The organism is Pseudosulfitobacter sp. SM2401, assembly GCF_042932805.1.
In the GTDB taxonomy this organism is placed as follows: Bacteria; Pseudomonadota; Alphaproteobacteria; order Rhodobacterales; family Rhodobacteraceae; genus Ascidiaceihabitans.
Genome location: NZ_CP170633.1, coordinates 2,360,346 through 2,382,623, shown reverse-complemented (window position 1 = coordinate 2,382,623; position 22,278 = coordinate 2,360,346). Strand labels below are relative to the sequence as shown.

Sequence of the window (22,278 nt, the reverse complement as noted above, 5' to 3'; positions counted from 1 at the left end):
AAACTACCCGTCGCGTCCGGGCTCGTCCCGGTTGTCGGAAAACAACGCGATCTTGTTGCCTTGCGGATCGCGCAGATAGCTTACGTAAAAATGTGCCCCGTAGGCGGCGCGAAAACCCGGCTGGCCGTCGTCAAAACCACCCGCTGCAAGAGCTGCGGCGTGAAGATCACGCACTTGCTTTTGGGTGCGCGCCTCAAAGGCAACCATTGTGCCGTTCCCAGCCGAGGCCGGATGCCCGTCAAAGGTTGGCTTAACGTAGAAATCCGGCAGCACGGGGGACTGGCCAAGGGCGACGGGCAACGCATAGCTTAGGCCCTCGGGCCCTTCTTTTAGCCCGTAGTCAAGGGCGGGCAGGAACGCAGAGTAAAACCGTTTCGCGCGCGCGAGGTCGTCAGCACCAACCGTGACGTAGGCAATCATTGTCGTGGGTTCCTTTTCGGCAGTGTGGGTCTTGGCACGCGTTTACCACATTTTTGGCAGGCCGGACAATTCCAGATCAGTGGCCGCCAGAGTGAACGCCGCTGCTTGCGATTTGGTCGTTCGCGCGCATGGCGTTATCCCCCACGCGCGCGCGTTTTCCAGTCCGCTTACAGCGCTGCGCAATAGACGCAGGCAGTTGCCAAAAAGCCGACGACCCATGCGGCAGTGCGCACGTAGGGGATGCCGACAATGTACACGATTGCGTAGACAACGCGCGCGCCAAGGAACAAGCGTACCGACAGCTCGGTGCCGCTGGTGGCTTGATCGGTCATGGCGACAATCACGATGGCAGGGGCGATCAGCGCCAAGGCCACAACAGAGTTGTTGAGCGCGCGATCCGCCCGCGCCGCCATGCCCGTAGACACCAGCCCGTCACGGTTGCCAGCAAATGCGGGGATCCCGTGTTGCAGCGCGCCGAGGCTTGCTTGAACCACCAGCAAAATCAGGGTGAACGTGCCGTACATGGCGAGGTATGAAAGTTCGACAGACATCTCGGTCTCCTAAATATTATTGAAATTATTCAGAACTGGCCCTGTCAGAACTGGCCCTGATTGAACCGATCTAGGGATGACTTACCCTTTCATCAACCGATCCGCCTTTTTGCGCACCAAAGTGGAGCGTAAGTCATGCATGGCCAACAGCAGATCATCTGTGACGGCTTCGAGCTGTTCATCGGAGGCTTTGGATTGCACCCATTGTGTGGTGAGGTTCATGTAGTCGACGGCGCGGTGGATATCGTCGATGTCGCGGTGCGCGAGTACGCCTGCGCGCTGTTCCATCCACTCTTTGATGCGGGTCAGATCAGCGTCAGACAGGGACCGGTCCCCGTGCGGTTTGATTTCACCGTTGCGCATGTTGACCAGCGCGATCTGGTCCATTTCAATGCGACGTTGACGGTTTTCAGTGTCGACACGAAACACCGCTGCACCGTTTTCGCGGACTCGAAAATAATAGTCGGGAAGTTCGCCTGCCATTGGATATCCTGTTGCCCTGCCTATCGCTGTGCCCGCCACTGCGGATGACTTTTGGGGACAATAGCATGCGCTGTCAGGGGCGCATAGTCGCGATGCGGGTGATGGGGGCGTTATGCCCCCATCTGTTGATTATGCCCCCGTCTTTTGGTTATGCCCCCGTCTTTTGGTTATGTCAGTGCCGCGCAGAAGGTCTGGATGCGCGTGCAAGCCTCGAGCAATGCCTCGTCCGAGGTGGCGTAGCTGACGCGAAAGTTTGGTGACAGGCCAAAGGCCGCCCCGAACACAACCGCGACGCCGGTTTCCTCAAGCAAGGCTGCGGCAAAGGTTTCATCGTCGCTGATCGTTGTCCCTTTGGCCGAGGTTTTGCCGATCAATTCCGCGATGGACGGGTAGACGTAGAACGCGCCGTCTGGTGTTGGGCAGCTGATGCCGTCCGCGTCGTTCAGCATTTTCACCACCAGATCGCGGCGGCGTTGGAACACTTTGTTGTTAACGGGCACAAAATCATGGGTGCCGTTCAGTGCCTCGACAGCCGCGTATTGGCTGATCGAACAGGGGTTCGACGTGGATTGCGATTGCACCTTGCGCATGGCCGCGATCAGTTTTTCCGGCCCCGCTGCATAGCCGATGCGCCAGCCGGTCATTGCGTAGGCTTTGGACACGCCGTTCACTGTCAGGGTGCGATCGTACAGGCGTGGTTCAACTTCGGCAGGGGTGCAGAATTTGAAATCATCGTAGAACAGGTGTTCGTACATGTCGTCGGTCATCACCCACACATGCGGGTGGCGCATCAGCACGTCGGTGAGCATTTTCAGCTCTTCCCAAGTGTATCCCGCGCCCGTCGGGTTGGAGGGCGAGTTGAAAATCAGCCATTTGGTTTTGGGCGTGATCGCCGCCTCGAGCTGGTCTGCGGTCAGTTTGAAACCGGTCTGGATCGATGCTTCGGCCACAACGGGCGTGCCGCCAGCCAGCAAAACCATGTCGGGGTAGCTGACCCAATAAGGCGCAGGAATGACAACTTCGTCGCCCTCGTTCAAGGTCGCCATCAGCGCGTTGTACAACACCTGTTTGCCACCGGAACTGACGGACACTTGGGACGGCGTGTAATCCAGGCCGTTGTCGCGTTTGAACTTGGCGCAGATCGCTTGTTTCAGCTCAGCAATACCGTCGACCGCCGTGTATTTCGTTTTGCCGGAATTGATCGCGGCAATGCCTGCGTCTTTGATATGCTGGGGGGTGTCGAAATCCGGTTCACCCGCACCAAGGCCGATGACATCAAATCCAGCCGCTTTCATTTCGGCGGCTTTGTTTGTCACAGCAATTGTGGGGGACGGTTTGACGCGGGCAAGAGTGTCGGAGAGCAGTTTCATTGTGATCTCGGTTTGATAGGGTTACATCACCACCTCCATAGGCGCGCAGGCTGTGACGATCAAGTTTGATGCAAAGGCGCGCCCCAACATTTGCTTTGGAATTAAGGAACACGAAATGAACGATACAAATAGTGGCGATCAAGACTGGTTCGGACCTGACACAGCAACATTCGGGGATCGGGTTGCGGCCGCGCGTGAACAAAGCGGCATGAGCCAAAAAGAGCTGGCGCGCCGTTTGGGTGTGCGCGCAGGCACGATCCGGGGCTGGGAAAACGACACAAGCGAGCCACGCGCCAACCGTCTGTCGATCATGGCGGGCATTTTGAATGTCTCGATGATGTGGCTGATCAACGGCGAAGGCGTCGGTGCAGATGCACCCGATGATGACACCAGCACGTCTGACATGCGTGAGATTCTGACCGAAATTCGCGAAATGCGGGCCGACATGATCGCGCGCGCCGAACAAATGGCGCGTCTGGAAAAACGCTTGCGCCGGGTGTTGGCAAATTCTGCATCCGAGGCCGCGGCAGATGTCTGAACTGCCCGAACACCGCATCAAACGCCTGCGCATGCGATCCATGCGCCGCGGGATCAAGGAAATGGACATCATTCTGATTGCGTTTTCGGATGAACATTTGGCGAACATGGAAGAGGCCGAAATCGTCTTGTATGACGCTTTGCTGAACGAAAACGATCAGGATTTGTATCAGTGGGTGACGGGGCAGGTGGCCCCACCACCCCAATTTACAAGGCTGATTGACCGGATTTCACGCCAGTTGCAGTAGCGTTCGCAGCTTTTGTCTAAACTTAACCTATTATTACAGTTTTTGTCGCAGTTTGCTTGAAACGAGCAGATTGAGTCGGAGACAAAAATGAGCATTCAAGAGCCCCTTATCGGAGCCTCTGAAAAGGGGTTCATGGGTGGATATCTAGAAGCATTATCGCTGGTGGAACGATTGCACCGGTTGCTTTTGGACGTCATCAAAGATGAATTCGAACGCGTTGGCGTGTTGGAAATAAACGCAGTGCAGGCGCTACTGTTGTTCAACATCGGCGACAACGAGGTGACCGCGGGCGAACTAAAAAGCCGCGGTTATTATCAAGGCAGCAACGTCAGTTATAACCTGAAAAAGCTGGTCGAGATGGGATACATGCACCATCAACGCTGCGAAATCGACCGCAGATCAGTGCGGGTGCGTTTGACAGAACAGGGGCGCCACATTCGCAGTGTCGTCACCGATCTGTTCGAACGCCACGCCGAAGGGCTGCAAAGCCGTGGTGTGCTGGGGCCTGAAGGGATCGAAGACATCACTGTCTCGCTCAAACGGGTCGAACGCTATTGGACGGATCAGATCAGGTATATTTACTGACCCGAACGCTTAACGCAGGGACAGCTGCACCTCTTGCAGCTCTCGCACCAGCTTGCGGGTCATCGCCGCTGCGTAATCGGCAAAGCCAAGCGACGTTTCAACAAACGCATCAGGGCCAAGGATAACCTCGGCCCTGAAATACGACGACAGCTCGCCAATTTCAGTCTGGCGGGTATCACTGATGGTCGGAGCATCTGCCCCGATTACCAATCCGTTTACGGTGATCCCTTGCGGTGCCAACAACGGTTTAGCATCGCGCGGCCTGATCCCGAGGTTGGATTTTCCATCCCCCGAAATATCGAGCGTCTTGGCCCAACAGTCTGCCTTTGACAGATGTGCGGCACCAACTTGCATGGCTTGCCCCAGCGCTGTTCCCGGGCTGGCGTCACGCCGCTGGGTGTTTTGCAAAACAACAATGATTTGCTCGAGGTCCTGCACCGAAGTCACAGGTTGCCACTGCAGAACTGTATGTTGATCGTTTGGACCGCTCCATTCATAGACCAGCAACATGACGGGTGTATCCGGTTGGGACAGCAGTTTTGATTGAACGGTTGACGCGCTCAACGCTTGGGCAAGCCCATCCATCTGCAAGCGATATTCGCGCGCGTCGACTGATCCTGACACATCCAAGCCCAACGCCAAAGCTTGCCGACATTGCGCATTCGCGGACGTCGCCAACCCGATTAGCATGAGTGCCCCAAGCAGACGAAGCATCATCCCGCGTCCTCTGATCGCTCCGATTGCCCAATCACGTGAGGCGTCAGTTCCCGTTCCAGTTTGCGCCGCATCGCGCGCTCGTAATCTTCAAAACCCTGCGCGATTTCCAAAAATGCACCGGGGCCGTGCAAAACCTCGCGCTGATAAAATGCAATCAGGCCAGTTTCCGCTTCAAAATCAGCGGCATTCACAACCAAACCGTTCACAGTCACATCGCGAAATGCGAATTCCCGGTACGCCGCAGCGGGGCGAAAGCCTTCGTTGTTTTGCCCGTCTCCGGCGATATCGATGGTTTTGTACAAACAGGGGGGGGCGCGGTTCAACATTTCCGCCCCATAGCCCAATGCGTACCCCATTGCGGTTGGAAAATCGTTGTGGCTGCGTTTGCTGTTGGCAACGGTTTCAGCGGCAAACAGCAGTGCAGAGGGGCGATCAATCATTGTCCAATCCAGCAGGATTTCCTGATTGTAACGCCCGGACCATTCATAAATGCCGAGTGCCACCGGGTGGTCAGATGCGAAAAATGCGGCCTGAACTTCGGGGGCGGTCAGGGCCGCAACGATGCCACCGCGTTGTAACTGGTCTTCTGCGACGTCGACCGAACTGGACACATCCATCGCCAATAACAAGGCGAGGCGACACTCGGATGCCTGCGCGCAGGGTGCAAATGCCATGATCAAAGTTGTAGCGCATGCGACCTTCATCCTTGGGTTCCCTGCGACAAAGACCCGATCATCGCGGGGGCCAGTTCGCGTTCCAACTTGCGTTGCATCGCGCGTTCATAATCCTCAAAGCCTTGGGAAATCTCGACAAAAGATCCAGGCCCACGGATGACATCGCTGCGATAGTAGGCCGCAACGCCCGGGTCCATTTCCAGTTCCACAACGCGTACGACCAAGCCATTAACCGTGACGTTGTCGTAGGCCGGATTGGCGTAGGCGACCACGGGTTCATCGCCATCGTTGTTTTTGCCGTCTCCCGCCATATCCAAGGTTTGGGCCCAACACGGCGGCGCGCGGTCGAACATTATTGCGCCAAATTCCAGTGCTGCACCAATTGCGGTCGGGAAATCGACCTGACCGCGTTGGCTTGCGCGAATGCGATCTGAGGCGGCTTGCAAGTGTGTGGGTTCGTTTAGCATCGTCCAGTCCAGCAATATTTTCTGGTGATGACGGCCAGACCATTCGAACGCAGCCAAAGCCACGTTAAAATCTGACGCAAACACCGCATCGGCGACTTCGGGTGCCAATAGCGCGTCGGCCAAGCCGTTTCGCTGCAAGATATCCTCGTGCCGATCCACCGAATTGGACACATCCACCGCCAACAGAAGCGCCAATCGACACTCTGCCAGCGCTGGGCCTGCCGACATCAGGCAGGCCGTCAATACGAATGCGGCGTGCCGGATCACCAGTGACCTGTGTTTTCCATGCTGGCCCAAGGTTCGGCCGGGGCCAATCGTTCATCTGCCTGCAACAGCTCGATCGAGATGTTGTCAGGGCTGCGCACAAACGCCATGTGGCCATCGCGTGGAGGGCGATTGATCGTGATGCCGTTGTCCATAAGGTGTTGGCATGTCGCGTAAATATTATCGACGGCGTATGCCAGATGCCCGAAATGACGGCTGTCAGATGGCAGACCATCATCGCCATCCCAGTTGTGCGTCAGCTCGACAGGGCAGTCTTCTTGACCGGGGGCGGCCATGAAAACCAGCGAAAAACGCCCGCCTTCGTTGTCCCAGCGCCGGGTTTCTTTCAGACCCAAAAGTTCGAAAAACGCCATCGTTTTTTCCAGATCAGCAACGCGGATCATGGTGTGGAGATATTTGATTGTCATGGTGTGCCCTTTGCGTGTGACGTTGTTACGGTCCAAACTAGCATGGGGCGCAAAAGATGCCAGTCAGTGCGTGCGCGGCTCTCAGAACTTTGATTGGATGCCCAATGACACCGAAAATTCGCGGGTGTCAAAGCGGCTGACATTCGAGAATTTTCGCCCGGTGCGAACGCGCAATGTTGGTGCAAAGCCCGCGTAATCATGTTCCGGGAATACCATCGTGACGTCCCCGTAGGCCGATCTGTCTTGCCGTCCGCCGGGGGCTTGGCGATTTCCGGTCAAGTAGATGTCGTAGTCCGAATATCCGAACGTCAGTCCTGTCGAAATTTTGGCAGGTCCGATTTGTTTTGCAAACGCGTAGGATGCACGCAAGCTGGCGCTGGAATAGGGCGTTCTGATGTGATCCGATTTGACATCCCGCAAGCTGAGCGAAAAGGACAGCGTGTTGCCGCCAGCCAATCGGTGATGAAGCGCGCCTGAGAGCGCATAGATTGAACTGTCCTTGATCGACTTGCCGGGCACGTGGCGACGTTCCAGCGATCCGTTTAACGAAAAATGGGTTTGCGCAGCCAACTTCCATCTGTATCCCAAACTGCCGCGCGCAAAATGATAGGACGTGTTCTGCGCGTAAATCGACGTGCCAACGGCCAAACCGTAATTCAAACGGTTCTTGCGCGCTCCAACGATCCGCGTTTGTTTTAACGACGTTTCGACGTAGGTGCTTGAAAAATCGGAATTTTCAGTGCTCGGAGCCTGTATTTTAGCCCCGTCTGACAGCATCACACGATGCACAAAAACACGTGCCCCAAGCGATGTGCGTGACGTTTCAGTGCTGCGCAATCTGTAGCCGACAGACGCATCGACGTCGGTGATCCAGCCGCTCAGGGCTTGGGCATTGCCAGATAAACTGCCGACCAACGGGTCACCATCGATGATTTGCAACGCGCTATCGGCCCCGTTGTTGACGTTGCTGGATGGTTTCAGGCTGCCATTTAAACGAAAGCTCCACGGGTTTAAGGCACGCACGCGGGCGTAATCGCTGGCGATGCGTTTTTCATCTGCTTGCGAGTGTGAATTCAAAACGGCGCGGCGCAGCCAGACTTGGGTCAATGTCGGGCGCTCTTCGGCCAAAGCGGCGCGGGCAGCCAATTGGGCGGCACTAAGGCGCAGTGTTTTATTGTCAGAATATCGATACGCTTTTGCCGCGGCCCGTCGCGCGGCGGTATGTTCCCCCAGATGGGCGTAGGCCGACGCGATGATCGAATAGGTTTGGGGGTTCTTCGGGTCCGCTTCCCAAAGACCGCGCGACACATTTAGCGCCAGTTGCGCATCACCGTTGGATAAGGCGTGCAAAGCCAACTTGCGCCCTTGTTCCAACGTCAATGTCGTCTGTTGTGATCCGTCCGCAATGGCCGCCTGTGTGCCTGCGCATAGCAGGGAAACACACAGCGCCCATGCGGTGCGTTTAGTCATCTACCGCGCAGAGTTCGGTGTCTGTTTCAACAGCAGAATTACACTGCCCCAGAACAAAGATGCCGTATTCTTCTTCGGCGGTTGTGCCATCCAGGAAGTGATCGGACAAGTGGACGCCACCTGCCATACCTTCTGAATTGTCACCCGCAAAGATGCCGCCGTATGCGCCTGCAGTTTGCGTGCCGACCTGTGCTTCACCGCTGAATGTGCCGTTGTCATCGATGCTGGTCGGCACCAAAATGATGTCAGGCATGTCAAGAACCCCGCCAGCGGTTGTGATTTCGCGCTGGTAAATCAGGCCCTTTAGTTCGTTGTCGTCAAAGCCGACGTTGATAATAATGTTGCCCGTCACCAAGCCTGCTTGGCCGGGCAAAACTTCATCCGGGATGCCTACGGGGGGCGTGATCAGATCGCCACCGGGGCCGTCAACGTTGCTAAGCCCGACGTAGTTGCCCGCGTAACGCACCAGTCCCGCGGTCGGGATATCGTCGCCAGTGGGTTTTTCATAACTTCCGGTGCGAGTGTAACTGGCCCCGCCTTCAAAATAACCCAGGCTGCCGCCGCTCGTTGTCAGAACGGCCGTCGCGCTGCCGATCGTTTGGGCATAGGCCGTAAAGTGATCATCGAGTGCATCGTCTTGTGCGGCAAAGGCAACATAGCCTGGAACGTCCAAGCCGGCCTTGCGGGTGTAAGTCAGTTCTGGCCCGTCGCCGTCAAATCCCGGTCCGGTGACCGTTAAGGTCGATCCGTCAAAAGTAAAAGACGTCAGATCGTTGGAAACGCTGGTGGGAACTGTTGATGTTGTCGTGGGTGTGCCGGTGGTCGGAGTTGACGAATCCACCGCTGAAAAAGGGTTCGACCCGCCGCTACCGCACGCGCCAACAACCAGCGCCAAAGCGCATACGCTTGTAAAATACTTCATACTGCCGAACCTCTTTTGGGTTTCGATTATTACTGCCTCGTTGGGTAAACTGTTCGGTGTGTTTACTTAAAAAGTCAACGATCACTTAACCTTGACGCGCATTGTGAAAGTGAACCGTGGCCGAAAAACGACCATGATATTGCGGTTCAAAAGTGGCGTTATACTAGATAGGGTGCAACTCTGTTAGATTCTGTATGCGCAACCTAAACGCGTGTCGCCAATAGGCAGGAGGCCACATGAAACAATACCATGACGCATTGCGCGAGATTTTAGCGCTTGGGCAAGAGACAACAGACCGCACTGGCACCGGCACGACATCGCATTTCGGGATGCAAATGCGCTATCCTTTGGCTGATGGGTTTCCGATGGTTACGACCAAAAAGGTGCATCTGCGGTCCATTATTCACGAGCTGTTGTGGTTCCTGGCTGGTGATACAAACATCGGTTATCTCAAGGAAAACGGCGTGTCGATTTGGGATGAGTGGGCGGATGAGAACGGCGATCTTGGCCCGGTTTATGGGAAACAGTGGCGTGAATTTCCGTCCGAACGTGGCACTGTCGATCAGATCGAGCGGCTGATTTCCGACATCAAATCGTCGCCAGACAGCCGTCGTTTGATCGTGTCTGCGTGGAACCCCGGTGAAATCGCCGACATGGCGCTGCCGCCTTGTCACACCATGTGGCAGGTCAAAATCATCGGTCAGAAAATGCATCTCCAGCTCTATCAACGCTCTGCCGATATGTTCCTTGGCGTGCCGTTCAACATCGCATCCTACGCGTTGTTGTTGCAGATGCTGGCCCATGTGACGGGCTACGAGGCGGGCGATTTTGTGCACACATTGGGGGACGCACATATTTATTCCAACCATATGGATCAGGTGAATTTGCAACTTTCACGCAGCCCGAAACCGTTGCCGCAGATGCGGATTAAACGACAGGTCAGTTCGATTTTCGACTTTAAATACGAGGACTTTGAGCTGATCGGCTACGACCCCGATGCGGGCATCAAAGCACCGGTGGCAGTATGATTACGCTGATTGTGGCGCGTGCGCGTGGGAATGTGATTGGCAAAAACGGCGACATGCCGTGGCACCTGCCAGAGGATTTGAAATACTTCATGCGCGAAACCATGGGCGGCGCGATCATCATGGGGCGCAACACGTGGGACAGCCTGCCGACAGCGCCGCTCAAGAACCGTTTGAACATTGTTGTGACGTCCAAAGGCTGCGCGGCCGAGCATTGCGTGGGATCGATAGACGAGGCGATAACGCTCGCGACATCGCTGGGCTATCACCGGATTTACGGCGTCGGCGGGGCAGGGATTTACGGCGCGATGCTGCCCATGGCCGACCGTTTGTGCCTGACCGAAGTCAATCTGGACGTCGAGGACGCCGACACGTTTTTCCCTTCATTTGACGGGAACGACTGGCGCCTGAACACACAAACCGAGATCAGAACCCAAGAGCCGCGGTGCATTGCGGGGGAGTGGGTGCGAGTTTGAGCGGATGATTGTCGGCCTTGCACCCAGTCGGTGAAATCGGCTTTTGCGGCGCGTGAACAATGTGGTGCGTTCGCGGATTGCGGGCAAACGAAGTCCCCCAAGGCCCGCTGACTTTGGGGTCACATCCACGACACTAATTTGGCGTCGATGGACAGCGTGACACGCGAAACCGCAGCCGTGGCGCAATTTTTATTGGCTGCGGATGCCCGACAAATCGCCATCCAGAACGGGTCGTAGAAAGTGTCGGTCGTAGCGCAGGATGCATTTGGTTTTCACGGCAAAATCATATGCGGCTTTGCAATCGGGGTCGGCAGCGCTTTTTGTCCGGTAAACTTCGTAAGCTGCCAAAGACGGAAATGAAAATGCCGCAAACGCGAGATCATTTGGCCCCTCATGCGGCAGGAAATATCCGTGATGCGTACCACCAAATCGCGCGACCAGAGGGATCCACGCCTTTGCGTAGGTCTCGAAATCTGCGGTCTTGGCGGGGTCGATTTTGTAGGTCACGTGGCAGGTTATCATGATTTTCCCAATCGTGTGCGATGTTGGCAGGGGTCGTTTTGCCTGACACTCTAGACCCTAGGGGAGCGTCGCGTGTAAAGAGATTTGCTCAAGATCTGATGCCCAATCGGGTCGTTCTGACGCGAATATTCTGAACCGCTCGGCAACATTTAGTGGTGCGTTCAGGGATCCGGCCGGGACAACCATTTTGGTTGCGTCACTATTTTTCCAAGGCACGCCCGACCCGCAGGTGCGACAGAACGCTTTGGAAATATCGCGCCCGGGCACTTGGTAGTTGGCGATGTCGTCGAAGCCGTCCAGCCAATCGAACCCGTCAATGCGCACAAACAGGTTGGATGCAAACGCTGATCCGGTGATTTGGCGGCACTGATCACAGCTGCACAAAAACAGCTTTTCGAATGCGTTATCTACCACGAATGTAACCGCGCCGCACAGGCAACCGCCTTTGATGTTCCGGAGCGGTGAGTTGTCAGAATTAGTCATCATCTGTGCCTTTCATCATGCTTTAGGCTGTTTGTTTTGACGCGCTATTTGGCCGCTTCGATCAGCTCGATACTGTATCCGTCGGGATCGCTCAGAAATGCGATGACTTCTTTTTCGCCGGATTTCGGTCATGCCCAACGCGTCGGTGTCAAAGGCGATGGAACGGTCAAGGTCGCCGACGCGGAGCATCGTGTACAGAATACGCGTGGCAAAGTTGTTGTGTTCGGTCATTCGAAATGTCCTTGCGAGAGCGAGGGAAGGGGCCGACAAGCCGTATCGTGGCGCGCGTATTAAGCGGCTTGTCGGCGGGTCATCTGGGCGGTGTTTATTGGCAAACTTCGCCGGTGTAGCGGACCAGGCCTTGCATGTTGTTTGGATCGCGCAAATCAACGAGGCCGTAGCTGTTGAAGGTTCCGTGCGCGCCTTGCATGGTGCCGCGTGCGGTGCCGTCTTGGATGTCGTAAGTGATTTCGATCATAAAACGACCGGGTTTGCCGGGCACTGCTGTCAAAATCCCGAGATCTTTGGTTTGGAACGCGCCGCCATCATCACGGCCAAAGTAGTGTTCCATGTCCATTTCGAGACCGGTGGCTGTTTCACGCTGCGCGGTGATTTTGCCCGCAGCGTTTTGCACGGTGCCGGTCAGTGCCGCCGAGATGATGATGGGGTTGCCTTCGCCTTCTGCGAAGAAATTCGGGATTGCGACACCGCCGATAGGTGCGCAGACAGCAGGGGCTGCAGACGCGCTAGAGACGCCAGAAATAGAAAGACCGGACGCGAAGGCCAGTGCGACGAGTGAGAAACGGATCATGTTGTTTTCCTTTGGAAAAGTTGAGTGGAACGTATCGATTTCGGTTGGATGCAGGCACCCGTCCGCTGGCCCGCAAATGAGGGCCAACAGCTGGTTTTGGTTGCGATATTGTCGGTGTCGTGTGGTTTAGGCGGCCGCGATATCCACCGCGTTTTGGATGTCACCAAGGCGGAAAATTTGTCCTGCCCAGATCCGGCCGCCATCTGTGACCTCGTAGAGCATGGCCCAGTGGTTCAGCCGGTTTGCGTAGGGGCCAACGATGCGCCCTGCGGTGTCGTGACGGCGATACGAAACGGCGGTTTTTCCTGCGCTGTGCCGCCGACATAGAATGTGCCGTGCGATCTGCTTGCCCAGTGCCAGCCACGGCGCGGTGCCGAAGTGCGCAGAGATTTGCAGTTCTATCCGATGTTTCATTTGGGTCTCCTGTGGTGCAGCAACACCCGGTTGCAGTGTGGTGTTTTATGATATATAACGATCACTATAATTCGTTTATATAGCGGTCGTTATATCGTCAAGATAAAAATAACGATCGCTATAAAATATTTGAAAGGACGGTTGATGGCGCTGTTGCCGACGAAGAAAGAACAAACCCGTGCGCGCATTCTGGATGCGGCCAGCCAAAGCTTTAGAAGCAGTGGTTATGCGGGAACGGGCGTTGACGGTATTGCAAAGGCTGCGGGCGTCACCTCGGGTGCGTTTTATGCGCATTTCGGATCAAAGGATGGAGCGTTTGAAGCAGTGCTTGCCTCTGGTCTGGATGAGGTGATTGTTAGCATTCCGAATTTTCAAACAGAGTTTGGACCGGATTGGGTTCGTGCCTTTGCGGATTATTATCTGGGCGAGGCGCACCGCAATGATCTTGCTTGTGGGTGTGCCATGACAACCCTGTCGCCCGAAGTTGCGCGGGCCGACCCCGACGTGCATTTGGCCTACGAGGTGAAGATGAACAAAGTTGTCGACTTGATTGCGAACGGCTTGGGCGGGGACACAGATGAGACCCGCCGCACACGCGCTTGGGCAATGCTGAGCACGCTGATCGGTGGGTTGACGTTATCGCGCGCCGTATCAAACCCCGACATCGCGAACACGATTGCTGCGTCGGCGCACACCGCTGCATTGATCGCTGCCAAGGGCTGATCGCCGCCCCTTAAACCTCGCCCTTACAAAGGAGTTTTTCATGGAAAACCGCCCGCCGCTGCCACCGTTCACCCGCGACACCGCGATCCAAAAGGTGCGTCTTGCCGAAGACGGCTGGAACACACGTGACGCCGCCAAAGTCGCCATGGCCTATACGCACGACACAAAATGGCGCAACCGGGCGACTTTTGTCAGCAACCGCAAAGAGGCGGAGGCGTTCCTGAAAGCAAAATGGATTCGCGAGATCGACTACCGCCTGATCAAAGAACTCTGGGCCTTTGGCGACAACCGCATCGCCGTCCGCTACGCCTATGAATGGCGCGATGACAGCGGCAACTGGTTTCGCTCATACGGAAATGAAAACTGGGAATTCGCCGAAAACGGGCTGATGCAGACCCGCTTTGCCAGCATCAACGACTTGCCTATTTCTAACGCTGATCGCAAGTTTCATTGGCCGCAAGGTCGCAGGCCAGACGACCACCCGGGGCTTTCTGAATTGGGTTTGTGACTGCGTCAGCCTTGAAAATTTGAACGGGGGGCTGATACCGCAAGACCGGCTTTGGCCGACCCTTTTGCACGGCTTGCCAGGGTTCCGTTTGTGCGCCTTTTCATCCGCAGCACACGGCCCTCGGGCGCACTGGGCTATCTTCGGAGTTGTTCCCAGATTGATTGTGCAACAATGCCGACATCCTTGTCGCGTTTGCGTATTTGAAACAGCTGCGATTGGCGTTTTTGGTAGCCCTCAACATTAAGAGCGACCAATTCGCCGCGTGCCAATTCATCCTCGATCATATGTGTAGGAATGCCGCCCCAACCCAGCTTCGCCAGCAGAATTTCCTTTTTTGCGGCAAAGTCGGAAACGGTCCAGCGCAGCCCCCCGGGAAGCAAATCCCGGCTCTGCGCGAACGCGCCACTGCTGCTGTCGGCAACGACCACTTGGGTATAGCTTTGCATTTCCGAGACTGTTTTCATGTGCGAACTTTTTGCGGGTTCGAAATCTGGATGGGCGACGGGCATGAGTGTGACCTGCGCAAAGGCCAACGCCTCGACCTGCTCGACGGGCACGCCGTCCATCGTTGCGATGATGATGTCGGCGTCATCGCGCAGCAGTCGTTCAATCGGACCCCCCATGCTTTCGCGTGACAAACGGATGTGGGTGGTCGGGAATTCATCCTTGATGGTGCCGATGACGTCGAGGACCGGCGCGAGCGGAAAGGTGGCGGTCACGGCCAAAAGCACCTCTGGTTCCTGCTTGGCGTTCAGGTTTTTCGCGACGGTATTCAGGTTTTTCATCTGCTGCATGACGCGCGTTGCTTGCCGGTAAAACACCTCACCCTGCGGGGTTAGGGTGGGCCTGTACGCTTGACGCGACAGCAGAATGATATCGATCTCGGTCTCAAGTTTTTTCAACATGTGGCTGATGGCAGATTGGGATTTGTTCAGTCGCACTGCCGCGCCTCGAAAAGTCCCTTCTGTGACGATGGCGTGCAGCACGACCAATTGTTCGTATGTCATCACGCAATGCGCCTTTGGTCTAGAATGATTAGTATTTTAGATCATCAAGCTGAATATTCAATATTATTATTGCGGCAAATCTCTTGGTAGCGATCCCTAAGACCCATAGCGAAACCTTAGAAACGGGAACCTTCCATGAAACTTCACTACAAACCTGGCGCGTGCTCAATGGCATCCCACATCATCCTGAACGAACTCGGCATCGCGTTCGAACTGGACAAGACAGACACCAATGCGGGCAAGACCGAAGCGGGCGACAATTTCCTTAAGATCAGCCCGAATGGCTATGTTCCGGCCCTGATCACCGACGACGGCGATATCATCACGGAAAACGCTGCCGTGCTGCAATATCTGGCGGATCAGTCACCTGACGCCGGACTTGCGCCCGCAAATGGCACGCTGGCGCGCACGCGGCTTCAGGAAGCTCTCAACTTTGTATCGTCTGAATTGCACAAATCCTTTGGCCCGTTTTTTTCAGGTACCGAGCTTGTTGGCGATGCACGGCAAAGGGCCGAAGCGCGCGTTGGACGTCGCGCCGCATACATCGAACAAAGTCTCGCTGACGGCCGCGCCTTTCTTTTGGGTGACACGTTCACCGTCGCGGACGCCTATGCGTTTGTGGTGCTTAACTGGGCGGGTTTTGTTGGCGTAAGCCTTGCCGCGTATCCAAAAACCCAAAGCTATGTTGCACGCATCGCCGTACGTCCTGCTGTTGTCAAAGCGATGGTCGCCGAGGGCCTTATGGAGCAACCGGCATGACTGGATTTGCCGCAGTGACCAGCGTGGTTGCGACCTATTTCGATGGTCTTTACCACGCTGACATCGAATTGCTGGGGCGCGTGTTTCACCCCAAAGCGATCTATGCAACTGCGGATGAAACGCCGCTGTTGTACCGCACGATGGATGAATATTTTCCGGTGGTGGCACAGCGCGTATCGCCAGCATCACGCGATGAACCGAGACGCGACGTGATCGAGGCGATACAATTCGCAGGCCAAAACACCGCCTTTGCCCGCTTGCGGTGTTCCATCGGCACAAAAGATTTCATCGACTTTCTGACGATTGTGCGCACCGATGGTGAATGGAAGATCATGGCCAAGATTTTCCACATGACAGAACGCGAAAGCTGAGAGGAACTGATATGCCTTATGTGAACATCAAGGTGACCCGCGAGGGCGTCACACCTGCGCAGAAAGCCGCGTTGATCAGCGGCGTTACCGACCTGCTGGTCCGGGTTCTGGACAAAGCTCCTGCGACAACTTTTGTCGTCATCGACGAGGTCGCGCTTGAGGATTGGGGGATTGGTGGCTTGCCGGTTGAACAGTACAGACGCGAAATGGCGCGTTGAGCAAAATGGCCATTCGCACGCCTGTTTGTGACCTGTTCAACATCGAGCACCCTGTTCTTTTGGCACCGATGGCCGGTGTCAGTGGCGGCGCGCTTGCCGCCGCAGTCAGTCGGGCAGGTGGTTTGGGTTTGATCGGTGGTGGCTACGGCGACGCCGATTGGCTCGTCCGCGAATTCGATGCTGCGGGAAATGCGCGGGTCGGCGTGGGCTTTGTCACGTGGTCCTTGGCGCGTCAGCCACATTTGTTGGATTTGGCCCTTGATCGTGGCCCCGCGGCGCTGATGCTCTCGTTCGGTGATTTTCAACCGTTTCTTGCGAAAGTCAGGGCTGCGCAAACTAAAATCATCGTTCAGGTGCAAACTCTGGATCAAGCCCGCACAGCGGTGGACGCTGGCGTCGATGCCATTGTGGCGCAGGGCACCGAGGCGGGCGGGCACGGCGGCACCAGAGCCACATTACCTCTCGTTCCTGCGGTCGTCGACATCGCGCAGAACATACCGGTCATCGCGGCAGGCGGCATTGCAGATGGCCGTGGATTAGCGGCGGCGCTGGCCCTTGGGGCGTCAGGCGTGTTGTGTGGAACCGGCTATTTTGCCAGTGACGAATCCCTGGCCAGCGACAACGCCAAACAAGCGGCGGTTCGTGGCAGCGGTGACGACACCGAGCGCAGTTGCGTCTTTGACATGGCGCGTGGCTTGGATTGGCCATCCGACTGGAACCTGCGTACGATGGGCAATTCCTTTACCCATCAATGGCGCGAAAACATTGGCGGCCTGAGGCAAAACCTTGCCGAGGAACAAATCCGTTTTGAGGCTGCTCGGGGTCTGGATGACGTAGATATCGCCCCGGTGATTGTCGGAGAAGCGGCTGATTTTATTCGGAAAATCGAGCCTGCGCAAAACATCCTGCACCGAATGATAACGCAGGCCGAAGATCAAATGCAGCGCATCAGCAGGCTTGTTGCGCCAAATAAAAAAGGATCGTGATTATGAAGAAAATCAAAGGCAACTGCCTGTGCGGCGCGGTGTCATTCGAGGTAATCAACACCTTCGAAAAGCTGTTTTTGTGCAGCTGTGATCAGTGCCGCCAAATCACCGGATCAGCATTTGCGTCCAACTTGTTCGTGGATATCAACGGTTTTGACTGGTGCGGGGGCGTTGACAAAATCGTCAAATACCAGATCCCCGAACGGGACATTTCCAAGTCGTTTTGCCAAGTCTGCGGGTCTGGCGTTCCGTGGATAAATGGCGACGCAACCAAGATGATCGTTCCGGCGGGATCACTGAGCGCACCAGTTGACGTCGCCGAAAGGGTTAGAATTTTCACCGCAGAGCAGCCGTTGTGGGCGTCGAATCTAGAGCAAGTCTGCGCACACGCGGCGTTCCCGGATTAGAGGCTATGGGGCGGGTGTACGGGGCAAAATCCGCCCAAGGCTCAGGATCAGCAGAAACATAGAGTAGTCAGCCAGCCTTTGCCAAAATCCGCGAAAATCAGCCTGCTCGGGCAATAGCATCATCACAAAGCCAATGGCTGTTAGGATCGCAACGACGACTACAAATTTCGACGTCGCTGGGTTTTGCGCCAATCCTGCTGCGAGCAAAAAGAGGCCAATGGTTCCGACCGGATAGGCGACAAGTCCGGCGATGTTGTGGATCAGTTGGCGGGAACTGCCCTCGGCTGGGCACCCGTAATCGCAAGGAAAAAGAACCGCGCCGAGGTATCCCCCCGACAAGCCAATGCCCCATAAAACCAGTCCCGTTTTGGCCAAGATATTTCCAGAACACCGTCCCCGCAGACATAAAATTGCTATCGTACTGGAGAGGGCGACTGGCAAAAAACTGAACACATTGATGAGCGGCGCATAGTTAGCGTCTTTTGCGCCGAGTTCGCTAATATAGTTCGCAATCGAGCTATAGTCAGGCCGCAGAAAACTGATGGCTTCGGGCAGCAGGACGCCAGAGATCAGTAGGACAAAACTGGACGCCCAAAAGAGCAACGAGGCAGGGTTCATGACGATCTTTCCGGATTTGAAACAACAGCGATTTCTTGTCGCATGTCAGCAGTTGTACTTGATGTCATCATGGTTAACGCTCGGCATTTAGCGTGAGGTTTCTGAGGAACTCCGCATAAATTTCGGCCACCAAGTGTGGGTGATCCAGCATTGGCAAATGACCACACTCATCCAGAGTGCTCAGCGATGCGTTTGGCAGCTCTTGGGCAAGCAACGCCGCCCCGCTGACGTGAAAAATCCGGTCAGGGCGGCACCAGATAATCAGGGACTGCATGCTCAGCGAGGGTGCCAATTCCAAGACCGTGGGAACCGTTGAGCGATTGTGCACAAAATCCCAAACACGGGCGTTTTTGTCGGCCGTCGCGATTTCGCTGTGCATCCAGCTGTTGTAAATCGGCCCGGGCACGTAGGGGATATTCGGCGATAGCCAGTCGTTGCGCGCGTGAAAATCAGCCTCGGTTTGGACCAGCAAGGGGATTTGCCCCTGTTCAAGTGCGATGTCCATGTCGCTTTTGATCGCAGTTGGCACGCCAAGGGGGCTGCCGATAAATGCGAGGCTGGCCACCAGATCGGGACGGGCCGTGGCCAAAAGTACCGACACATAGGCCCCCATGGAATTGGCGGCAATGTGGATGTTTTCAAGTTCAAGCGCCTCAAGAACGACCACCAAGTTTGCCTGCTGTTGGGCAAGCAAATAATCCGCATCGGCGCGTTTTTCATTGTCACCAAACCCCGGCAAATCAATCGCAATGACATGATAATCATCGACAAAATGACGTGCCAGATCGACCATATGTTCTTTGCGCGCGTAGATGCCGTGCACCATGACGATGGTCTCGCCTTGGCCCCCTTCGAGATAATGAATGTCGCCAATTTCGGTAATTACAATTTTTGCGCTCAGGCCCGCCGACATATTGTTCAGTCTCAGCAAACCTGTTGCGACGGTGTTTGGTACGGCGAACCAGGCGAAGGTGACACCAATGGTCAATGCGACAATCCCGATCAGGCTGTTAGCTGCAAAACGTTTCATAATCTGTGCATTCCGGTAAGGGCAAATTTGAACAACTCCTTTGCACATGCACGAAGGTTTGCGCTTGAAAGAACGTGCAAAAAAAGGCGCGATCTGTGGGCACGGCAGGGTTAAAGCCATGTCAAAAGATGTTTCATTTCGGGTATGATCAAAAACAGATCGGACCCTTTTTACAATCATTTTTACTGACGGATCGCATATGCCCGCGCAGACGAAGACGTTTCAAAACCATTTGTTTTCATTTGACGCGGGCGCACTTGCTTTGCACAAAAACCTGATGCCGTGCGTCATTTTCGGGTGCCAAGAACCAGTGCGTGTTGCGAATGACATAGCAGAACTGGACGCGCAAATTGTCTGCATAAAGCCCGGTGTTGCGCACAGTGTTGTGGTCCGTTCGGGTGGGGCTGAGATCATCTATCTTGATGGCGTGCAGCTGTCGACGCAGACCGCTGATTTTGAACCGCTGGGTGCAGAATGGCGCATGTTTCCGACTGTTTTTGAAACGTCGGACCACCTAACTATGACCCGTTTTCGCACAATGCTTGAGGGGAGGCACCCCCCTCCGGATCGCAAAGTGATGGGTATTGTAAGGGATATTTATGCCAGCCCCATGGTCCGAATGTCCCAGATCGAACTTGCAGAGCGCCTTGGGTTGGAACGGACACAAGCCCTGCGGCATTTCAAATCCACAACCGGCCAAACATTTCGGAAATTCAAGATCTGGGCTGCAATTTTGGCGACTGCCCGTAGTGCGCATCAAGGCGAGCGCATTGGCATAGCGGGGGTCGATGCCGGGTTTTCAGATGCGGCGCATACGGCGCGTACAGCCATGACAACGTTCGGCCTGACACCCACAAAAGGCCTGTCTGGTCTGACCAGGATGCAAACTCTGGACTAGATGCTAAACGGTTTGATCACGCACCACTGCCCGCAAAATGATCACGTCTTTGATGATCGATTTGCAGGCCTTAGTGCCGTCCAGATCACGATTTCTGCCGCCAAAAGATTGATCACCCACGACCCAATCATCAGCCCGTCGCGGGCAGGTCCCGTTGCCTCGTAACCAACAAAAATGATCCAACTGATGCCCACAAAGGTTTGCGTCGACGCACCTTGACCAATCGCATAGGCGCGCAGCATCGCGGCACTGTGTTGAAAGACATTGCGCGACCTGATTGCAATTACGGCCCCGATGATAAAACCGATCATCAAGACCCCCAAAACGATCCGCACCCAATAAAGTGGACGCCCTTGCAAGGTGTCGGGAAAGGCAAAAAACAGTGTCATCCACAAGCCACTGATCGCTGCGACACAGCCCGCGATTGCAACGACGCGACCGATCAGGCGATGCGCTGTGGGGTGATGACGCCGGATGCTCGGAAAGAATTGAAACGCGCCGGCAATGCAGAACAAAACACTGCTGAAAATGTGGAGCATGATTGGCGCAGGAGAAAGCAAAGCCCGAGGATTTTCGGGCGCGATTTGCGGTCCACCTGCAAGTTCCAGAACCCGGATCAGACCGCCAATTGCCGGAATGAATGAAAAAGCGACGATCAGAGCGAAGGCGATCCACTCGGTTCTTTTTAGATGCCGCACGGAATTTCCTTTGGCAAAGATTGGAAGGCGAGGGCGCGTTGTGGGGTTGGCAAATGCCCTCGGACATGCGCGGCCATCATCAGATCAAAGGGCTGATCCGCACAAGGTATCGTCGGCATGCGCGGCCTTTGGGACCCAAGTTGTAACGTCATGTTTTATCCATCTAAAGTTAGTCGACGCGCGAAACATAGAGCTCTGATCGCCAATACGGAATTGCGCATCTTTCTTGTTTTGGTATACGTAAATGATGGAGTGGAAACGATCAGCTTTCGATTGGAACCAAGCGCGGGCGTTTCTTGTCACCGCTGAGGAGGGGTCGTTATCCGCCGCTGCTCGTGCACTTGGATTGACGCAACCAACGCTGAGCAGACAGGTTGCCGGTCTCGAAGATGCGCTGGGCGTGACACTGTTTGAACGGACATCGCGGGCACTTTTGCTAACCCGGTCTGGCGTCGAATTGCTTGCGCATTTTCGCACGATGGGTGACGCGGCAAACAGCATATCCGTGGCCGCAACGGGACAATCCCAAGCGGTCGTGGGGCATGTGTTGATCTCTGCCACAAACTTGATGGCGACGCATTTCCTGCCGCCGATCCTAAAGGAACTGAGCAAAACCGCGCCAGACCTACAGATCGAGGTGATCGCGTCAAATAAGCTGAGCGATCTGCGGCGGCGTGAGGCTGATATTGCGATCCGTCACGCGCGCCCCAAAGACGAGACACTGTTTGCCAAGCGGCTGCGTGACACAACCGCGCATCTTTTTGCCTCAAAGCAATACCTTGATGAGGTTGGCCGCCCCAAGACGCTGGCTGATCTTGAACGTTTGAAATTCGTCGGGTTCGATCAGCCGGAACTGCGGCTTGGGTTGATGGCGTCACGGGGGGTGAATCTGACCACCAGAAATTTCAATTTTTCGACCTCAAGTGCAACGCTTGCTCTGGAACTTGTGCGCCAAGGTTTTGGCATTGGCATTCTTCCGATCGAGATCGGGGCGGCCCATCCAGAGCTTGAAAATCCATGTCTCGCGTTTGAACCGATCAAAATCGAAACTTGGGTGGTCGCCCATCGTGAACTTAAAACAAATCTGCGAATTCGCTTGGTTTTTGATCTGTTGGCACGCGGTTTAGGATAGAAACGACACCTGTTGTCCATCGCGTTAATTGCCGATGGTCCTGTGCCCTTCGTGTG

General features: G+C 55.4%; 33 protein-coding genes. 14 read left to right on the top strand and 19 right to left on the bottom strand.

The window, feature by feature from the left end; all coding sequences use genetic code 11:
• Positions 1 to 3 precede the first annotated feature (3 nt).
• The 4 genes from ACFIO0_RS11865 to ACFIO0_RS11850 all read right to left on the bottom strand — a co-directional run bounded on the left by ACFIO0_RS11865 (position 4) and on the right by ACFIO0_RS11850 (position 2,824).
• Entirely contained in the window at positions 4 to 420 is a 417-nt protein-coding gene (locus ACFIO0_RS11865) for a VOC family protein (protein ID WP_390910605.1), read from the bottom strand.
• A 167-nt stretch (positions 421 to 587) separates the two neighbouring features.
• Positions 588 to 971: an MAPEG family protein gene (locus ACFIO0_RS11860; RefSeq protein ID WP_390910604.1), complete on the bottom strand. Its 384-nt coding sequence runs from the start codon at positions 969 to 971 to the stop codon at positions 588 to 590.
• An 81-nt stretch (positions 972 to 1,052) separates the two neighbouring features.
• Positions 1,053 to 1,454: a hypothetical protein gene (locus tag ACFIO0_RS11855; protein ID WP_390910603.1), complete on the bottom strand. Its 402-nt coding sequence runs from the start codon at positions 1,452 to 1,454 to the stop codon at positions 1,053 to 1,055.
• Between the two features lie 167 nt (positions 1,455 to 1,621).
• The gene (locus ACFIO0_RS11850; RefSeq protein ID WP_390910602.1) at positions 1,622 to 2,824 is read right to left on the bottom strand and encodes an aminotransferase class I/II-fold pyridoxal phosphate-dependent enzyme; all 1,203 of its coding nucleotides are present in this window, start codon (positions 2,822 to 2,824) and stop codon (positions 1,622 to 1,624) included.
• 115 nt (positions 2,825 to 2,939) lie between these two features.
• Here ACFIO0_RS11850 and ACFIO0_RS11845 point away from each other — a divergent pair, with 115 nt between their 5' ends.
• The 3 genes from ACFIO0_RS11845 to ACFIO0_RS11835 all read left to right on the top strand — a co-directional run bounded on the left by ACFIO0_RS11845 (position 2,940) and on the right by ACFIO0_RS11835 (position 4,194).
• On the top strand, positions 2,940 to 3,362 hold the full coding sequence (locus ACFIO0_RS11845; RefSeq protein ID WP_390910601.1) for a helix-turn-helix domain-containing protein: 423 nt from the start codon (positions 2,940 to 2,942) through the stop codon (positions 3,360 to 3,362).
• On the top strand, positions 3,355 to 3,609 hold the full coding sequence (locus tag ACFIO0_RS11840; RefSeq protein ID WP_390910600.1) for a succinate dehydrogenase assembly factor 2: 255 nt from the start codon (positions 3,355 to 3,357) through the stop codon (positions 3,607 to 3,609). Before ACFIO0_RS11845 ends, ACFIO0_RS11840 begins: the two co-directional genes overlap by 8 nt.
• A gap of 87 nt (positions 3,610 to 3,696) precedes the next feature.
• Entirely contained in the window at positions 3,697 to 4,194 is a 498-nt protein-coding gene (locus tag ACFIO0_RS11835) for a winged helix DNA-binding protein (protein WP_390910599.1), read from the top strand.
• Between the two features lie 9 nt (positions 4,195 to 4,203).
• Here the strand turns inward: ACFIO0_RS11835 and ACFIO0_RS11830 are convergent, their stop codons facing one another.
• The 6 genes from ACFIO0_RS11830 to ACFIO0_RS11805 form a co-directional block, all read right to left on the bottom strand.
• Entirely contained in the window at positions 4,204 to 4,911 is a 708-nt protein-coding gene (locus tag ACFIO0_RS11830; RefSeq protein WP_390910598.1) for a DUF1194 domain-containing protein, read from the bottom strand.
• Positions 4,908 to 5,585, bottom strand: coding sequence for a DUF1194 domain-containing protein (locus tag ACFIO0_RS11825; protein ID WP_390910597.1), 678 nt, complete (start codon positions 5,583 to 5,585; stop codon positions 4,908 to 4,910). Before ACFIO0_RS11825 ends, ACFIO0_RS11830 begins: the two co-directional genes overlap by 4 nt.
• Positions 5,586 to 5,611: 26 nt before the next feature.
• The gene (locus ACFIO0_RS11820; protein ID WP_390910596.1) at positions 5,612 to 6,319 is read right to left on the bottom strand and encodes a DUF1194 domain-containing protein; all 708 of its coding nucleotides are present in this window, start codon (positions 6,317 to 6,319) and stop codon (positions 5,612 to 5,614) included.
• Positions 6,316 to 6,744, bottom strand: coding sequence for a VOC family protein (locus ACFIO0_RS11815; RefSeq protein WP_390910595.1), 429 nt, complete (start codon positions 6,742 to 6,744; stop codon positions 6,316 to 6,318). The genes ACFIO0_RS11820 and ACFIO0_RS11815 overlap by 4 nt, the downstream gene beginning before the upstream one ends.
• Before the next feature lie 81 nt (positions 6,745 to 6,825).
• A complete protein-coding gene (locus ACFIO0_RS11810) occupies positions 6,826 to 8,214 on the bottom strand; it encodes a hypothetical protein (protein ID WP_390910594.1) in 1,389 nt (462 codons plus the stop codon).
• Entirely contained in the window at positions 8,207 to 9,136 is a 930-nt protein-coding gene (locus tag ACFIO0_RS11805; protein ID WP_390910593.1) for a thymidylate synthase, read from the bottom strand. The genes ACFIO0_RS11810 and ACFIO0_RS11805 overlap by 8 nt, the downstream gene beginning before the upstream one ends.
• 236 nt (positions 9,137 to 9,372) lie before the next feature.
• Here ACFIO0_RS11805 and ACFIO0_RS11800 point away from each other — a divergent pair, with 236 nt between their 5' ends.
• Both ACFIO0_RS11800 and ACFIO0_RS11795 read left to right on the top strand, forming a co-directional pair.
• Positions 9,373 to 10,164, top strand: coding sequence for a thymidylate synthase (locus ACFIO0_RS11800; protein WP_390910592.1), 792 nt, complete (start codon positions 9,373 to 9,375; stop codon positions 10,162 to 10,164).
• On the top strand, positions 10,161 to 10,637 hold the full coding sequence (locus tag ACFIO0_RS11795) for a dihydrofolate reductase (RefSeq protein WP_390910591.1): 477 nt from the start codon (positions 10,161 to 10,163) through the stop codon (positions 10,635 to 10,637). The genes ACFIO0_RS11800 and ACFIO0_RS11795 overlap by 4 nt, the downstream gene beginning before the upstream one ends.
• A gap of 189 nt (positions 10,638 to 10,826) precedes the next feature.
• On the opposite strand, the gene ACFIO0_RS11790 is transcribed toward ACFIO0_RS11795, so the two are convergent.
• The 5 genes from ACFIO0_RS11790 to ACFIO0_RS11770 all read right to left on the bottom strand — a co-directional run bounded on the left by ACFIO0_RS11790 (position 10,827) and on the right by ACFIO0_RS11770 (position 12,867).
• Positions 10,827 to 11,144, bottom strand: a complete 318-nt coding sequence (locus ACFIO0_RS11790) for an NIPSNAP family protein (RefSeq protein WP_390910590.1) — start codon at positions 11,142 to 11,144, stop codon at positions 10,827 to 10,829.
• Between the two features lie 72 nt (positions 11,145 to 11,216).
• Positions 11,217 to 11,642 carry a GFA family protein gene (locus ACFIO0_RS11785; RefSeq protein WP_390910589.1) on the bottom strand — a complete coding sequence of 142 codons (426 nt, stop codon included), beginning with the start codon at positions 11,640 to 11,642 and terminating at the stop codon, positions 11,217 to 11,219.
• 15 nt (positions 11,643 to 11,657) lie between these two features.
• The gene (locus ACFIO0_RS11780; RefSeq protein ID WP_390910588.1) at positions 11,658 to 11,873 is read right to left on the bottom strand and encodes a VOC family protein; all 216 of its coding nucleotides are present in this window, start codon (positions 11,871 to 11,873) and stop codon (positions 11,658 to 11,660) included.
• 94 nt (positions 11,874 to 11,967) lie between these two features.
• A complete protein-coding gene (locus ACFIO0_RS11775; protein ID WP_390910587.1) occupies positions 11,968 to 12,453 on the bottom strand; it encodes a hypothetical protein in 486 nt (161 codons plus the stop codon).
• Positions 12,454 to 12,579: 126 nt separating this feature from the next.
• Positions 12,580 to 12,867: a hypothetical protein gene (locus ACFIO0_RS11770; protein WP_390910586.1), complete on the bottom strand. Its 288-nt coding sequence runs from the start codon at positions 12,865 to 12,867 to the stop codon at positions 12,580 to 12,582.
• Between the two features lie 144 nt (positions 12,868 to 13,011).
• Here ACFIO0_RS11770 and ACFIO0_RS11765 point away from each other — a divergent pair, with 144 nt between their 5' ends.
• Together ACFIO0_RS11765 and ACFIO0_RS11760 are read left to right on the top strand one after the other, a co-directional pair.
• Positions 13,012 to 13,590, top strand: a complete 579-nt coding sequence (locus ACFIO0_RS11765; RefSeq protein WP_390910585.1) for a TetR family transcriptional regulator — start codon at positions 13,012 to 13,014, stop codon at positions 13,588 to 13,590.
• A 40-nt stretch (positions 13,591 to 13,630) separates the two neighbouring features.
• On the top strand, positions 13,631 to 14,098 hold the full coding sequence (locus ACFIO0_RS11760) for a DUF1348 family protein (protein WP_390910584.1): 468 nt from the start codon (positions 13,631 to 13,633) through the stop codon (positions 14,096 to 14,098).
• Positions 14,099 to 14,232: 134 nt separating this feature from the next.
• Here the strand turns inward: ACFIO0_RS11760 and ACFIO0_RS11755 are convergent, their stop codons facing one another.
• On the bottom strand, positions 14,233 to 15,105 hold the full coding sequence (locus ACFIO0_RS11755) for a LysR substrate-binding domain-containing protein (protein WP_390910583.1): 873 nt from the start codon (positions 15,103 to 15,105) through the stop codon (positions 14,233 to 14,235).
• Between the two features lie 135 nt (positions 15,106 to 15,240).
• Here ACFIO0_RS11755 and gstA point away from each other — a divergent pair, with 135 nt between their 5' ends.
• Genes gstA through ACFIO0_RS11730 form a run of 5 tightly spaced genes read left to right on the top strand, consistent with a single transcriptional unit; the run spans position 15,241 to position 17,846 of the window.
• Positions 15,241 to 15,864, top strand: coding sequence for a glutathione transferase GstA (gstA, locus tag ACFIO0_RS11750; RefSeq protein ID WP_390910582.1), 624 nt, complete (start codon positions 15,241 to 15,243; stop codon positions 15,862 to 15,864).
• Entirely contained in the window at positions 15,861 to 16,235 is a 375-nt protein-coding gene (locus ACFIO0_RS11745) for a nuclear transport factor 2 family protein (RefSeq protein WP_390910581.1), read from the top strand. The genes gstA and ACFIO0_RS11745 overlap by 4 nt, the downstream gene beginning before the upstream one ends.
• Positions 16,236 to 16,246: 11 nt before the next feature.
• Positions 16,247 to 16,453: a 2-hydroxymuconate tautomerase family protein gene (locus tag ACFIO0_RS11740; RefSeq protein ID WP_390910580.1), complete on the top strand. Its 207-nt coding sequence runs from the start codon at positions 16,247 to 16,249 to the stop codon at positions 16,451 to 16,453.
• A gap of 5 nt (positions 16,454 to 16,458) precedes the next feature.
• Positions 16,459 to 17,439: a nitronate monooxygenase gene (locus tag ACFIO0_RS11735; RefSeq protein ID WP_390910579.1), complete on the top strand. Its 981-nt coding sequence runs from the start codon at positions 16,459 to 16,461 to the stop codon at positions 17,437 to 17,439.
• Positions 17,440 to 17,441: 2 nt separating this feature from the next.
• Positions 17,442 to 17,846 carry a GFA family protein gene (locus ACFIO0_RS11730; protein WP_390910578.1) on the top strand — a complete coding sequence of 135 codons (405 nt, stop codon included), beginning with the start codon at positions 17,442 to 17,444 and terminating at the stop codon, positions 17,844 to 17,846.
• Positions 17,847 to 17,849: 3 nt separating this feature from the next.
• Here ACFIO0_RS11730 and ACFIO0_RS11725 read toward each other — a convergent pair whose 3' ends face one another.
• Positions 17,850 to 18,464, bottom strand: a complete 615-nt coding sequence (locus ACFIO0_RS11725; RefSeq protein ID WP_390910577.1) for a DUF998 domain-containing protein — start codon at positions 18,462 to 18,464, stop codon at positions 17,850 to 17,852.
• Between the two features lie 73 nt (positions 18,465 to 18,537).
• The gene (locus tag ACFIO0_RS11720) at positions 18,538 to 19,494 is read right to left on the bottom strand and encodes an alpha/beta fold hydrolase (protein ID WP_390910576.1); all 957 of its coding nucleotides are present in this window, start codon (positions 19,492 to 19,494) and stop codon (positions 18,538 to 18,540) included.
• A 277-nt stretch (positions 19,495 to 19,771) separates the two neighbouring features.
• Here ACFIO0_RS11720 and ACFIO0_RS11715 point away from each other — a divergent pair, with 277 nt between their 5' ends.
• Positions 19,772 to 20,392 carry a helix-turn-helix domain-containing protein gene (locus ACFIO0_RS11715; protein WP_390910575.1) on the top strand — a complete coding sequence of 207 codons (621 nt, stop codon included), beginning with the start codon at positions 19,772 to 19,774 and terminating at the stop codon, positions 20,390 to 20,392.
• A 41-nt stretch (positions 20,393 to 20,433) separates the two neighbouring features.
• Here the strand turns inward: ACFIO0_RS11715 and ACFIO0_RS11710 are convergent, their stop codons facing one another.
• Positions 20,434 to 21,090 carry a DUF2306 domain-containing protein gene (locus ACFIO0_RS11710; protein ID WP_390910574.1) on the bottom strand — a complete coding sequence of 219 codons (657 nt, stop codon included), beginning with the start codon at positions 21,088 to 21,090 and terminating at the stop codon, positions 20,434 to 20,436.
• A 244-nt stretch (positions 21,091 to 21,334) separates the two neighbouring features.
• Between ACFIO0_RS11710 and ACFIO0_RS11705 the strand changes: the two genes are divergently transcribed.
• Positions 21,335 to 22,222 (top strand): LysR substrate-binding domain-containing protein, encoded by an 888-nt coding sequence (locus tag ACFIO0_RS11705; RefSeq protein WP_390910573.1) that lies wholly within the window; start codon positions 21,335 to 21,337, stop codon positions 22,220 to 22,222.
• Positions 22,223 to 22,278 lie beyond the last annotated feature (56 nt).